Annotated in this window: 11 protein-coding genes; 7 read left to right on the top strand and 4 right to left on the bottom strand. The window is 65.6% G+C overall.

The window, feature by feature from the left end; genetic code table 11:
• Positions 1-7 precede the first annotated feature (7 nt).
• The 5 genes from KA712_08875 (at position 8) to KA712_08855 (ending at position 4,871) form a co-directional block, all read left to right on the top strand.
• Positions 8-151 (top strand): hypothetical protein, encoded by a 144-nt coding sequence (locus KA712_08875; protein MCG5053057.1) that lies wholly within the window; start codon positions 8-10, stop codon positions 149-151.
• 56 nt (positions 152-207) lie between these two features.
• Entirely contained in the window at positions 208-348 is a 141-nt protein-coding gene (locus tag KA712_08870; GenBank protein MCG5053056.1) for a hypothetical protein, read from the top strand.
• A 93-nt stretch (positions 349-441) separates the two neighbouring features.
• Entirely contained in the window at positions 442-1,461 is a 1,020-nt protein-coding gene (locus KA712_08865; GenBank protein ID MCG5053055.1) for a pirin family protein, read from the top strand.
• 238 nt (positions 1,462-1,699) lie between these two features.
• The gene (locus KA712_08860) at positions 1,700-3,454 is read left to right on the top strand and encodes a DUF1592 domain-containing protein (protein ID MCG5053054.1); all 1,755 of its coding nucleotides are present in this window, start codon (positions 1,700-1,702) and stop codon (positions 3,452-3,454) included.
• A 46-nt stretch (positions 3,455-3,500) separates the two neighbouring features.
• Positions 3,501-4,871: a DUF1552 domain-containing protein gene (locus KA712_08855; GenBank protein MCG5053053.1), complete on the top strand. Its 1,371-nt coding sequence runs from the start codon at positions 3,501-3,503 to the stop codon at positions 4,869-4,871.
• Between the two features lies 1 nt (position 4,872).
• Here the strand turns inward: KA712_08855 and KA712_08850 are convergent, their stop codons facing one another.
• From KA712_08850 to purL, 4 genes are all read right to left on the bottom strand, one after another.
• Complete coding sequence (locus KA712_08850; protein ID MCG5053052.1) at positions 4,873-5,244, bottom strand: Hpt domain-containing protein; 372 nt, start codon at positions 5,242-5,244, stop codon at positions 4,873-4,875.
• Between the two features lie 50 nt (positions 5,245-5,294).
• Positions 5,295-7,007, bottom strand: a complete 1,713-nt coding sequence (locus KA712_08845; GenBank protein ID MCG5053051.1) for an ATP-binding cassette domain-containing protein — start codon at positions 7,005-7,007, stop codon at positions 5,295-5,297.
• 248 nt (positions 7,008-7,255) lie between these two features.
• Positions 7,256-8,329: a class II fructose-bisphosphate aldolase gene (gene fbaA, locus KA712_08840; GenBank protein MCG5053050.1), complete on the bottom strand. Its 1,074-nt coding sequence runs from the start codon at positions 8,327-8,329 to the stop codon at positions 7,256-7,258.
• 161 nt (positions 8,330-8,490) lie between these two features.
• A complete protein-coding gene (gene purL / locus KA712_08835; GenBank protein MCG5053049.1) occupies positions 8,491-12,366 on the bottom strand; it encodes a phosphoribosylformylglycinamidine synthase in 3,876 nt (1,291 codons plus the stop codon).
• Between the two features lie 129 nt (positions 12,367-12,495).
• Between purL and KA712_08830 the strand changes: the two genes are divergently transcribed.
• Together KA712_08830 and KA712_08825 are read left to right on the top strand one after the other, a co-directional pair.
• A complete protein-coding gene (locus KA712_08830; GenBank protein ID MCG5053048.1) occupies positions 12,496-13,203 on the top strand; it encodes a TetR family transcriptional regulator in 708 nt (235 codons plus the stop codon).
• A 112-nt stretch (positions 13,204-13,315) separates the two neighbouring features.
• Positions 13,316-14,092 carry an outer membrane lipoprotein-sorting protein gene (locus tag KA712_08825; protein MCG5053047.1) on the top strand — a complete coding sequence of 259 codons (777 nt, stop codon included), beginning with the start codon at positions 13,316-13,318 and terminating at the stop codon, positions 14,090-14,092.

The following is a 14,092-nucleotide window of genomic DNA, read 5'->3' as shown; positions in this document are numbered from 1 at the left end:
GCCGCGCATGTCGAGCACCCGCGTCAACACCAAGGCGCTGCAGATCTCGTACCGGCTCTGGCTCTGTTCGGGGTGGCCGGGCGCAGGGCTAAACGTGGCCTACACCGCACGCCCGTTCCCCACCGAACCGAAAGCCGCCACAATTGCGTAAACCTTGCGGGCCTTGGAAGGTCGGCTGCGCGAATCGCTCACGACAGGGGCAGCCTCATGCCCAACCTGAAGTCTCACGCCGCCCGATGCGGCGGCGAGGTCCGTCTGGTCAACTGCGGACCTGAGCTCGTGAGGGTGCTCGAGTCCGTGTCCTCCCTGACGTCCAGCTTCAAGCTGCCTTTCGAGCGCAAGGACTGATTCAGGACTGCGCCGCCGTAACGCAGCGGGCGCTGCCGGCATCTACGCAGGCATGGTACGGGCGCGCACGCCCGGCCCGTTCGAAAGGCGCCCATGACCTCGAAAGCCGTTCTTCGCGTCCGGAAGCTGGGATTCCCCTGGGAGACAGCCGATCCGTTTCTCTTCTGTGTCCATCACGACGACCAGTACCCGGCCGGCAACGCCCGCTTGGGGCCGGCCAGCTCGTTGTCAGGTCGCACCCTCGGCCAAGACTTCGAAGGCAAAGAGGGCTGGCGGATGTACCACGGCGACGTCGTCCCCGGTTTCCCCCAACACCCTCATCGGGGCTTCGAAACGATCACGATCGTGCGCGAGGGGCTGGTCGACCATTCGGACTCACTCGGCGCCACCGCCCGCTTTGGCCATGGTGACGTGCAGTGGCTGACCGCCGGTAAGGGCATCGTGCACGCCGAGATGTTCCCGCTCGTCCATTCCGATCACCGCAACCCGCTCGAGCTCTTCCAGATCTGGCTGAATCTGCCCGCCGCAGACAAGATGGCCGAACCACACTTCTCCATGCTTTGGAGCCGGCAGGTGCCGCGCAGGCAGAACGTGGACGCCCGCGGGCGCAAGACCGAGGTGACCGTGATCGCCGGCAGCCTGGGCGACTCCCGTGCTCCCGCGCCGCCGCCACGCTCGTGGGCCAGCCGCAAGGAGGCCGAGGTGGCGATCTGGACCTTGCGGATGGACCCGGGCGCCACCTTCGTGCTGCCCCCTGCGAGCCGAAGCGTGAACCGCACCCTCTACCTCTTCACAGGGGGCGACCTCGACATGGACGGAACCGCCCTGCCGCCCCAACACGGCGCCGACCTGAGGGCCGACGCAGCGCTGCCTCTCGTGAACACGGGCGCAGGTGCAGCCGAGGTGCTGGTGCTCCAGGGGCGCCCCATCGGCGAACCCGTGGTTCAACACGGCCCCTTCGTCATGAACACCCAGGAGGAGATTCGGCAGGCTCTCGTCGATTACCGACAGACCGGCTTCGGTGGGTGGCCCTGGCCCGTGGACGACCCCGTGCACCCGAAAGAGGCCGGACGCTTCGCCCGCCACGTCGACGGCCGCTTCGATCACGCCTGAGAGTTCGCCTGCGCAGGCAGGGTTGCGCTTGGTCTGCCTTTTGTCAGGATCTAGAAAAAGATTAACAATTGTAAGGTCTTGGCACGGCCTTTGGAGCGGGTCCGCGGGTGCCACGGCGGGAAACGAGGTCTTTGCAGGTGTTGGCCGGCGCACACGAAAAGATTGCGGTGTTGCGCCATGCGCCCACACGCTAGACTGTAGGTCTGGGCTCTCCTCCTCCCAAGGGGAAAGGACTACCGTGAAGTTTAGGTACCCCCACAACAAGTCGATCTTACGTCTGTGTGCCGCCAGCCTCAGTTTGGCGAGCCTCCTCGGAGCCTGCTCGGGTGAGATCGGCGGTGACGGGGTGACCATGCCCCCGGACGACGACGAACCCGGAGCCGCCGGCGGTAGGGGGCCCGGGCCCGCTCCTGGCGGTACCGGTGGCACGGGAGGCCCCAGCCCGAGTGTTTGCAGCGGCGACCAGGCCACCTTGGGCAAGCCTCTCGTGGGCCGCCTGAGCGCACGCCAATACCAGCGCGCCGTCAAGGCGTTGCTGACGGGCCGCACGGTTCCTGACGTCTCAGGCATGAGCGAGGCCTACGTGGACGGCTTCGCCAACTTTGCGGGGCAAGGAACGACCCTCGAGGACATCACGCTTCTCGAGAGCAGCGCGCGGCTGTTGACGGACAAGATGCAGGCCACGTCCGTGGCATCGTGTTCGGGCTCCAATGCCGCGGCCCAGAAGAAGTGCGGTCACGACTTCATTTCCGACTTCGGGCGAAAGGCGTTCCGGCGCCCTTTGACGGCAGACGAGGCCAACCGCTGGAAGGGCTTTTTCGACGAGTCGATGGGTGCCCACGGTTACGAAGACGCCGTGCGCATGGTGGTGGAGGCCTTCGTACAGGCCCCTCAATTCCTCTACGTGACGGAGGTGGGCGAGCCGGTTTCGGGAGACGACAAGGTGCGCCGCCTGACCCAGAACGAGTTGGCAACGCGCCTGGCGCTCGTGCTCACGGACGCACCCCCAGACGCACAGCTCATCAGCGCGGCCGAGGCGGGGGCACTCGACGACCCATCGAAACTGACGGAACAGGTGCAGCGGCTCTTGGACTCGGCGAACGGACGAGAATCCGTCGCAAACTTTCACAGCCAATGGCTGCACCTCGATACGTTCCAGGACCTGGCACGCGATCCGGAGGGCATCGAATACAGCGACGCTCTCGAGCAGGGGCTTCGGGACGGCCTGACCCGCTTCGTCTCGCACGTCTTCTGGGACCGCGGGGGCTCCGTGGCCGACCTACTCACGAGCCGCGACGGGTTCATCAACCAGACGACAGCCCCGGTGTACGAGGGCGTTTCGGCGAATGGAAGCAACCTGTCCCAGGTCCAACTGAAGGCTGACCGTCGCGCGGGCTTGCTCACCCAGGCCGGCTGGCTCGCCCAGCACGCCAAGGTGGATACGGACCACCCGGTAAGCCGCGGCTTCTTCGTCTCCGACCGCTTGGTGTGCAACAAACCACCGCAGCCTACCCCCGACATCGTCGCACGTTTCCCTGAAATCCCAGATGACCTGGCGCCCATGACCGAGCGCGAGTTCCTCGAGACCTTCCATGAGGAGGTCGACGGCTGCAGGGGCTGCCACCTGGCCTTCGACATGTTCGGATTTGCCTTTTCGCACTACGACTCCGTGGGCCGTTGGCGCGACACCGTCAAAGTCAAGGGCGTCACCAAGGAGCTCGACGCGTCCGGCACGATCGTGAACACGGTCGACCTCGACGGCACGTTCGATGGTGCCGTATCGCTGTCCGAGCGGCTGGCGAACAGCGCGTCCGTGCAACGCTGCTTTGTCTCGCACTGGGCGACCTACCTCTCACGCCGCACGGTGGAGCCCGATGCGGCTTGCGTGATCGATCCTGTGATCCAAGAGGTCGGCGGCCAAGCGGGCTCGATGAGCGACATCGTAAAATCGATCGTGAAGAGCGAAGCCTTCCGTCGTTTCCGCGTGGACTGAACCCCAACGCTATCTATAGCCACGAAAGCAGGATGTCATGAGGACGATGCTGACAACCAGGCGCCAGGCGATGAAGTGGACCGGGGCCGCCGCTCACTTGCTGCCCTTCTTGCGGAGCCCACGCATTCACGCTGCAGAAGGTCCCCGCAGGGTGATTTTCTTTTTCACGATTCAGGGCGTCTTGAGGCCCCTGTGGACACCTCAGAGCAGCGGGGGCTCGTTTTCGTTTGGACCCCTTCAGACGCCGCTCGAGCCTTTCAAGGCTCGCACGGTTTTGCTCGATGGACTCAACTTCAAGTCATACGAGCTTTTCGGTGGCGGCAGCAACGGGCACTGGAGCGGCAACATCCATGCGCTCACCAGCGCGAAGCCAGGCTCCGTCAAGGACCGGGCCGGTGGCCCCAGCATCGACTACTTCCTGTCGGAAGAGCTTGCGAAGAAGGGCATCATCACGCCCTTCAAGTTCCTGGTCCACACGGTGCAAGGCTCGAACACAAACGGCTCGAAGGTGACGCTCGAGAGCACGCCCGTGCACACCAAGGCCAACACGCTGTTCACGCAGTCGACGGAGACGGCCGACACCTTGTTCAAGAAGATGTTCCCCGCGGGCTGGACGAAGCCTGGCGGACAACCGGGTGGAGATGCCGGAACGCCCGCAGCCGACCCTGCTTTGGGTCGGCGCAGGAGCGTGCTCGATTTCCTGGCGCGCGAGTACGGCTCGGTGAAGGCCAGCCTGCCTTCCTGGCTTCCCAAAGAGCAGGCTGACAAATTCGACCACCATGCGACGTTGATTCGCGATCTGGAGCTGCGCTTGGCTCCTGCGCCAGGCAGCGGCGGTTCGAGCTTCGAGGCGGGCGCCGCCTGCAACAAGCCGGGGACCACGCCGTCGAACGCTGAGTACGCCAACAACAGGGCGGACTACGAGGCCCGCGCCGCCGTCAACTTCGACCTCATCAAGATCGCTGCGGCTTGTGACATGACCCGGGTGTTCACCTTGCTGGTCGGCATGCCTCCCATCGACGGCGTCAACAATCAGCATGACCTTTGCCACCAGACGTCAGACAAGACCAGCGGCACTGGCGTCGACAAGGTGCAAGACTCACAAACCAACTACTTCAAACAGATGGCCCGTTTGGCCAAGGCCCTCGACGAGATCCCCGAAGGGAACGGGACAGCCCTGGACAACTCAGCCATCGTTTGGACGGGCCAGATCGCCAGCGGCGGCCACGACAAAAACGACCACCGCTGGACCATCGTGGGTGGCCTGGGCGGCGCGATCAGGACCGGGCGCCACTTGAAGCTGAACGGCACCCCACACAGCAATCTGTTCGTGTCGCTCGCGAATGGGATGGGCGTCAACATCAACTCGTTCGGCGCGCCCGAGGCCTGCACCGGCCCCCTCGCCGGCTTGGCCTGACCTACGCGTCGGAGCCCAAGAAGCGCTCCGTGGAGAGCACCCGCTCCACTGCGCCCATGCTTGAGAGGAGGGACGCGCCGAGGGCCGCGAACTCTTGGGTGCGTCCTTCCTGAGCGGCGAGCTCCAGAGCCTCGGCGAAGGCGCGGGCGCTTGGTGCCCTGAGGTTGGCAAGAGTGCCCTTGAGCTTGTGGGCCACCTCGCGAATGGCCTTTGGCTCACCGCGGGCTACTGTCTCACTCAACTCGAGCCGGTAAGCCTTGAGAGCCCGGGTGAAGGTACGCACCACGGCATGCACCGTCTCCCAATCGCCACCCATGGCGTCCAACAACGCCGCCTCGTCGACGATCGTGTCTTCCTCTCGTGCCACCTTCAACCCCCTCAGCTCTGGCGTTCCGCAATGGAACAGTGTGTAGATATCGTAACTCAAGAAGGGCCGCCTGCAAATTGGCGCTCGACGAGACGACGGTAAATTCCGTCTTGTTTGACGAGCAAGGCGTGGGGGCCGTCTTGCACCACGCGGCCGCGATCGAGCACGACCACGCGATCGGCGCGCATCACGGTGGACAGCCGATGCGCGATGATGAGCGTCGTCCGTCCCTTCATCAGTCGTTCGAGCGCCTCCTGCACGAGGTGTTCGCTCTCGGCGTCGAGCGCGCTCGTGGCCTCGTCCAGGATCAGCAGGCGAGGATCCTTGAGCAGCGCGCGGGCGATGGCGATGCGTTGCTTTTGTCCCCCGGAGAGCTGTACACCCCGCTCGCCCACGGCGGTGTCGTACCCTTGCGGGAAGCGCAGCACGAAGTCGTGGGCGTTGGCGGCGTGCGCGGCTTCCTGTACGTCCTCGGTAGAGGCTTCAGGGCGCCCGTAGCGAATGTTCTCTGCAATGCTGGTGGAGAACAGGACGGGCTCCTGCGCAACCACGCCGATGCGCTGACGAAGCCAGCGGGCATCCAGGCTCCGCACGTCGTGTCCGTCGAACAAAACGTCTCCTGCGCCGGGGTCGTAAAACCGCGTCATGAGCGCCGCGACGGTGGACTTACCGGCCCCCGAAGGTCCCACCACGGCCACGATCTCGCCAGGCGACAGACGCAGGTCGAGGCCGCTCAACACCGCGACGTCCGGGCGCGTGGGGTAAGCGAAGCTGACGTTGCGTAGCTCGACCTCTCCGCGCACGGCGGGGAGCACGAGACCTCCGTGCGGCGGGATGGCAGGCTGTCGCTCCATCAGGTCGAAGACACGCTCGGCGGCCCCCGCGGCCCGCATGAAGTCGGCCCAGAGGTCAGCGAGGCCACCCAGCGCGAACGCCACGATGAGGGTGTAGACCAGAAACGAGGTGAGCTGTCCCACTGTCATGCCGCCGGACGCCACGAGACGGCCGCCGTACCAGAACACGAGGACGGCCGAGGCGTAGGCCGCAAACGAAGCGACCGCCATGAAGGTGCCCCCCGCAAAGATGCGGCGACGCGCAAACACGAACGCGCGCTCGACCGCAGTGCTGTACCGCGCCGCCTCCTTCGGCTCGGCCGAAAACGAGCGCACGGTGCGAAGCCCCGCAATGCTCTCCTCGGCGATCTCGCTGGCGCCGGCCAGGGCGTCCTGAACATCGCGCGCCAAGCTGCGGACGCGTCGACCGTAGACCACCGCGCCCATCGCCACGGCGGGCACCACGGCCAACATGATCCCCGTAAGGAGGGGCGACGTGATGAGGAGCAATACGATGCCGCCCGCGGCGTGCGCGGCACTTCGCAGCGCCATCGACACGTTGACGCTGACTGCGTTTTGCAGCACGGCCGTGTCCGAGGACAGGCGGCTCGTCAACTCACCGGTGCGGCGGGCGTCGAAGAAGCCCACCTCCTGGTCCAGGATCGAACGGTATAGGCGCAGACGAAGGTTCGTCACGATGCGCTCCCCGGCGACCGTGAAGAGCACGTAACGACAGGCGATCGAGAGCCCAAAAACGAGCGCTATGACCGCCATCAGCAAAGCCGCCCGATCCAGGGACTGCGCCCTTGCTCCCCCCAAAGCCTGGTCGATCACCATCCTGATGCCTTGAGGAAAGGCCAAAGACGCGCCGCTACCGACCACCAGGAACAACGTACCCAACCCCAAGCGACGCCACTCGGGCTTGGCCAACGTCATTAGACGCGCAAGCGACAGCTTCGGATTGCGAGCCCGATCTTCGGGAGGAACTTTGGATCGTTTACGCGCCACGCGGCCCTAGGTTGATGCACCGAATGCCTGGACGCCAGCTTCCCGTGCGTCAGACGAGCACGAGGGGCCCCGGTAGGGCGTCGGCCCCAAAACTCGAAAAGGCGCCGGGAGGGGGCTCCTCGGCGCCATTTACGAGCGGGAGCGTTTCGTCGCTCCCATGCAAGCCCTGCGTGGGCTCAGAAGTCGAACTGACCGAACGCGTTCAGGTCCTTGAACGCCTCGACCAGCCGCTCGGCCACGGCCTTTTCACCGAGGTGCAGCCAGGCGCGGGGATCGATCTGCTTCTTGTTCGGCTTGTCTTCGCCTTCGGGGTTGCCCAGCTGGCTTTTGAGGTAGCCGTCGTACTTGTCCATGTACTGCTTGATGGGGCGGGTGAAGGCCCACTGCGTGTCGGTGTCGATGTTCATCTTCACCACGCCGTAGGAGACCGCTTCACGAATCTCCTCGGGGGTCGAGCCCGAGCCGCCGTGGAACACGAAGTGAACGGGCTTGTCCCCGGTCTTGCGCTCGGCCTTGATGTGGTCCTGCGAGTTGCGGAGGATTTCGGGACGCAGCTTGACGTTGCCGGGCTTGTAGACGCCGTGCGTGTTGCCGAACGAGGCGGCCACGGTGAACTTACCCACCGCAGAGAGCGCGTCGTACGCCTTGAGTACCTCAGAGGGCTGCGTGTAGAGACGCGAGCTGTCGACGTCGCTGTTGTCCACGCCGTCTTCTTCTCCGCCGGTGACGCCGAGTTCGATCTCGAGGGTCATGCCCAGCTTCGCCATGCGCGACAGCGTGTGGCGGCAGATCTCGAGGTTCTCGTCCAGGGGCTCCTCGGACAGATCCAGCATGTGCGACGAGAAGAGCGGCTCCTTGTGAGCGGCGAAGAAGCGCTCTCCCTCTTCCAGCATGCCGTCCACCCAGGGCAACAGCTTCTTGGCGGCGTGATCGGTGTGCAGAATCACGGGCACTCCGTAGGCCTGGGCCAGGTGGCGCACGTTTGCCGCACCGGCCACGGAGCCTGCGATGGAAGCCTGCTGCTTGCCGTTGTCGAGGAACTTGCCGGCCACGAACTGGGCACCGGACTGCGAGAACTGGATGATGATGGGCGCCTTCGCTTGGCGCGCAGACTCGAGGGCAGCGTTGATCGAGTTGCTGCCGATGACGTTCACGGCGGGAAGCGCGCAGGGCACGCTCTGGCAGTAATCGAAAACCTCGGTCAGGGCGTTTCCGGTGATGACGCCGGGCTTCAACTTCAGTTTTTGCATGTCAGCTTGCTCTTTTTGGGGGTGTAGGGTTGGTGCATATCATTTTTTGCCCCCTCCGCGCACGCGCCGAATGCATCCGGGGCCACTTTTCCCGGCGCCACGGGGGCCCCAGGAGTGGCCCTCGCGTTGCGGGACCGTTTCGCCTCTGCCGGAGGGATTGCTCACCCCACGGCGACGCGCGCGTTCCTGAACATGCGCATCCAGGGGCTGTCATCGCCCCACCCTTCGGGATGCCAGGAGAGTGAAACCGTCCGAAACACCCGCTCCGGGTGCGGCATCATGACGGTGACACGCCCGTCAGTGGTGGTGACGGCGGTGATCCCCTGCGGGGAGCCGTTGGGGTTGGCGGGGTAGGTCGTGGCCACGGCGCCTCGGTTGTTCACGAAGCGCGCCGCCACCAGTCCCGCAGACTCCAACGCCTGAAGGTGGCCCTCGTCACGGAACTCGGCGCGGCCCTCGCCATGGGCCAAAGCGATCGGAAGCTGCGAGCCTTCCATGCCCGCAAAGAAGAGCGACGGCGTCGTCTCCATACGCAGCAGCGGCAATCGGGCCTCGAAGCGATCCGAGCGGTTGCGCACGAAACGCGGCCACAGCTCGGCACCGGGAATGAGGCTGTGCAGGTTCGACATCATCTGGCAGCCGTTGCACACGCCGAGCGCAAAGGTGTCGGCCCGGCGAAAGAACACCTCGAACACGTCGCGGGCCCGCGCATTGAACAGGATCGACTTCGCCCAGCCCTCTCCTGCCCCCAAAACGTCGCCGTAAGAGAAGCCGCCACAAGCCACCAAGCCCTTGAACGACGCCAGGGTCATTCGACCCTCGAGAATGTCGCTCATGTGCACGTCCACCGCCTCGAACCCCGCGCGATCGAAGGCGGCCGCCATCTCGATTTGGCCGTTCACACCCTGCTCGCGCAGGATGGCCATACGGGGGCGAACACCCGTGGCGATGAAGGGCGCTGCGACGTCGGCAGCGGCATCGAAGGTGAGCCGCGCGCTGCGCCCCGGATCGGAGGCGTCGGTGCGCTCGGCCTGCTCTTCTTCCGCGCAGGCGGGATCGTCCCGCAGGCTCTGCATATGGAAGGTGGTCTCTGACCATGCCGCCCGCAAGGCGGAGCGCGAGCTCTCGAAGATCACCTGGCCACCCGATTGAACGACGACGCGGTCTTCGGGGAGCGGCGTGCCCACATCCCGCACCTTGACGCCCGTACCGGCAAACGCCGCTTGGACCTCGGCCACGGCGGACAGGGGGACCTGCACCACCGCGCCCAGCTCTTCGGCGAAGAGCGCGCCGAGCGTGCTGCCTTGGAGCTCGTCCACCGACACCGAGAGTCCCACGCCGCCCGCGAAGGCCATCTCCACGAGCGTGACGAAGAGCCCTCCGTCGGAGCGATCGTGGTAGGCCAAGACGCGCCCGCCCGCGCGCAACTTTGCAAGGGCGAGCCAGAACCCGGTGAGCCGCTCGGGATCATCGAGATCAGGCGCTTCGTTGCCCAGCTGACCAAACACCTGCGCCAACGCTGAACCGCCCAGGCGCTCTCGCCCATCGGCCAGGTCGAGCAGGAGCAAACGCGTGGGCTCAGGTCCAGACGTCAAGGCAGGCGTCCAGGTCTTGCGCACGTCTGCCACGGGTGCGAAGGCGCTGACGATCAGGGACAGGGGCGCCGTGACGGCTTTGCTCGTGCCTGCTTCGCTCCACACCGTGCGCATGGACATGCTGTCTTTGCCCACGGGGATCGCGATCCCCAGGGCGGGGCAGAGCTCGGTGCCCACCGTCTTGACCGCCTCGTAGAGCTTGGCGTCTTCGCCGGGCGCCCCCGCGGGGGCCATCCAGTTGGCCGAGAGCTTGATCTGACCAAGCGTGGCCACGTCCGCGCTCGCCAGGTTGGTCAGCGCTTCGGCCACGGTCATGCGCGCGGCGGCAGCGGCATTCACCAGGGCCAACGGGGTGCGCTCACCCATGGCCATGGCCTCGCCCGCGTACGTGTCGAAGCTCGTCGCGGTGACCGCCGCATCGGCCACCGGCACCTGGTAAGGCCCCACCATCTGGTCGCGCGCCACGAGCCCCGTGACGGAGCGATCGCCGATGGTGATGAGAAAGGTCTTGTCTGCCACCGTGGGCAGGCGCAGCACGCGCTGCACGGCCTCGGCCACGTCCACACCGGAAAAGGCGACAGGCGTCAGCTTGGGCTCGGCCCGCGTGACGTTGCGAACCATCTTCGGTGGCTTGTCCAGAATGAGGCCCAGCGGCACGTCGATGGGCTTGTTGCCGAAGTGACTGTCATTGACCGTGAGGTGACCTTCCGCCGTCGCCACCCCCAACACCGCGTAAGGGGCGCGCTCACGCTGGCACAGCGCCTCGAAGCGTGCCAGACCCTTCGCCGACACGGCCAGCACGTAGCGTTCCTGGGCTTCGTTGCACCAGATCTCGAGCGGAGACATGCCGGGCTCGTCATTGGGAACCTTTCGCAGTTCGAACACGGCCCCCCGATCGCTGCCATGAACGAGCTCAGGCAGGGCGTTCGAGAGTCCCCCCGCGCCCACGTCGTGCACGGACAGGATGGGGTTGTCGGAACCCAGCGCCCAGCAGCGATCGATGACCTCCTGGCAGCGCCGCTCCATCTCGGCGTTGTCGCGCTGGACCGAAGCAAAATCGAGGTCCTCGTGCGAGGCCCCCTGCGCCATCGACGAAGCCGCACCTCCGCCGAGGCCGATCAACATCGCGGGCCCGCCCAGCACGATGAGGGGCGAGCCGGGCGGTATCTCCTGCTTTTCGACGTCCCCGGCGCGGATGTTGCCAAGGCCACCCGCCAGCATGATGGGCTTGTGGTAGCCCCGGACCTCGGGCCCGTTGACGCCCGGCACCTCCAGCTCGAAGGTACGAAAGTAGCCCGTGAGGTTGGGGCGTCCGAATTCGTTGTTGAAGGCCGCGGCGCCCAGCGGCGCCTCGAGCATGATGTCGAGCGCAGAGGCGATACGTGCGGGCTTGCCGTACTCGGCCTCCCAGGGCTGCAGCGCCTCGGGCAGTCTCAGGTTGGATACGGAGAAGCCCGCCAGCCCTGCCTTGGGTTTCGAGCCCCGGCCTGTCGCCCCCTCGTCCCGGATCTCACCGCCTGAGCCTGTCGACGCCCCCGGAAAGGGAGAGATCGCCGTGGGGTGGTTGTGCGTCTCGACCTTCATCAAGATGTGCACCGGCTCGCGATGAGCGGCGTAGACGCCCGTGTCGGGATGCGGGAAAAAGCGGCCGCCCTCCGAGCCTTCAATCACGGCGGCGTTGTCTTTGTAGGCCGACAGCACGCCTTTGGGGCTCGCCTCGGTGCTGCGTCGGATCATGCGAAACAACGAGTCCGGCTGCGGCTCACCGTCGATGACAAACGCGGCGTTGAAGATCTTGTGGCGGCAGTGCTCGCTGTTGGCCTGCGCGAACATCATCAGCTCCACGTCCGTGGGGTTGCGCCCGAGCTGCACGAAGCTGTGTACGAGGTAGTCGATCTCGTCGGGCGCCAGGGCCAAGCCCAACGTGCCGTTGGCGGTCTCGAGCGCGGCGCGGCCTTGGCCGAGCACGTCCACCGTGGCAAGCGGCCGCGGGTCGGCATGCGCGAACAGCCGGGCCGCGTCCTCCATGGCGTCGATCACCACCTCGGTCATCCGATCATGAAGGCTGGCCTCGAGCGACGGGCGGTCCATGATCCGCCCCACGACGGTGTACGCGATGCCTCGCTCGATCCGGCGCACGCCCGCAAGCCCGCAGAGGTGGGCGATGTCCGTGGCCTTCGAGGACCAGGGCGATATGGTGCCGAAGCGCGGCAACACCCAGAACCGTTCCCCCTCGCGTTCCGTCAGCTCCTCGCGGGGGCCGTAGTGCAAAAGACGGGAGAGGGTGGCCCTGTCCTCCGCCGTGAGCTCGGCGCGAAGCTCCACCAGATGGATGAAACGGGCGTCGAGGCCCGTGACCTCCGGATTTTGGGCCTGAACCCGAGCCAGCTGCTTGGCCAGACGGGCGGCCGAAAACGCGGAATTGCCAGGGAGAGCAAACACGGCGTGAGAGTGGCGGAAAAGCCGAGCCGCTTCAAGCGCGGGACACGGCCTTTGGCGCGACTTCAGGATGAGGAGGAGCGGAACACCCCTTGACTAAGTAACCGCTTACTTCTACATTGAGAACAGCTCATGGTTCCCGCAGCGAAAAAGATGGACGCGGACGAGCGTCGTGCCTCGATTCTCAGCGCGGCCATTCCGCTCTTTGCTGCCAAAGGCCTCGAGGGCGTCAAAACGCGCGAAATCGCCGAAGCGGCCGGTGTCTCCGAAGCCCTGCTCTACCGCCATTTTCCCAGTAAAGATGCGTTGTTCGCGGAGGTGCAGTGCACCTGCCTCGCGGGCAACGCCGAGGATGTGGAACGGCTCGGAAGGCTGCCCGACACGACGAGCACCTTGGTGTTGGCCGTCTATCTCGTGGTGCGCCGTGTTTCAGGGGGGCCTTCCGTATCGGAGGCCCAACGGGCCACCAAACAACTGCTGCTGCGCAGCCTGCTCGAGACGGGAAACTTCGCACGCGGATTCCTGAAGCAGGCCTCGGCTCCCTGGGTGGACAAGCTGACCCGTTGCTGGCACGGCGCCCGCGCGGCGGGGGATTTGGTTCCGGACGCCCCGGAGCCGGACGTGGGCGTCTGGCTGGCCCATCACTTGGCCTTCGGCCTGTCCTCTTTTTATTTGGTCACCCCCCCGGTGCAGCCTCTGCCCGTGGCAGGAGAAGCCCTCCAGGATGCGACGACCCGCTTTGCCCTGAGGGGCATCGGGGTGCGCCACGAGGCGATCGCGGCCCACTTCAATCCAGAAGCCTTCCGGCTCCTGGCCGCGGGCGCGCCCGGGCAAAACTGAAGCGGCGCCGCCCTGCCGAGGCCTTCGCTAGCTCCTTTTAGTAAGTAAACGTTCACACATTAAAAACGTTCCAATCATAAGTAAACACTCACCAATCAACCAGGAGAGCCCGATGCACCCGCTGACTGTCCCCTTCATTCTGCTGCTTCCTCTGGCCGCCACGGCCGAGGCCGCCCCAAGCCCCGAGGCCCGAGGTCTCGAGATCGCGCGCGAAGTCGACAAGGCCAACAGCGGCTTTCGCGGCGAGCGGGCCCGCATGGACATGGAGCTCGTCAACGCCCACGGCGACCGGACCACCCGTCGCATGACCTCCGAGACGCGCGAAGAGGAAAGCGACGGCGACAAATCGCGTGTCGAGTTCGCATGGCCCGCGGACGTCAAGGGCACACGCATGCTGACGTGGTCACACAAGCGCGACGACGACGACCAGTGGCTTTACCTGCCGGCCATCAAGCGCACCAAGCGCATCAATGGCCGCAACAAGGCGGGCTCCTTCATGGGTAGCGAGTTTGCCTATGAAGACCTCGGCAGCCAGGAGGTGGAAAAGTACACGCACAAGCACCTGGCCGACGAGAGCCTCGGCGGGCGAGACGTATGGAAGGTCGAACGCGTGCCCGTCGATAGCAACAGCGGGTACAGCCGGCAGGTGTTGTGGCTCGACAAGACGTACAAGAACCCGCTCAAGATCGAGTACTACGATCGCAAGGGCGTTTTGCTGAAGACGGCCACGTTCTCGAACTACCAGCAGTACGGCAAGTTCTGGCGTGCGGGCGCCATCGAAACGGTGAATCACCAGACGAAAAAGTCGTCGCGGCTCGTCTGGTCGGAGCGCACGCTCGGCACGGCGCCGCCCGCCTCGGCGTTCGAGAGCAGCGAGCTCGAGGGCTGA

The sequence above is a fragment of the Myxococcales bacterium genome (assembly GCA_022184915.1).
Lineage (GTDB): Bacteria > Myxococcota_A > Polyangia > Fen-1088 > Fen-1088 > JAGTJU01.
The sequence above is the reverse complement of the archived record's forward strand: the minus strand, read 5'-3'. Positions and strand labels throughout refer to the sequence as shown.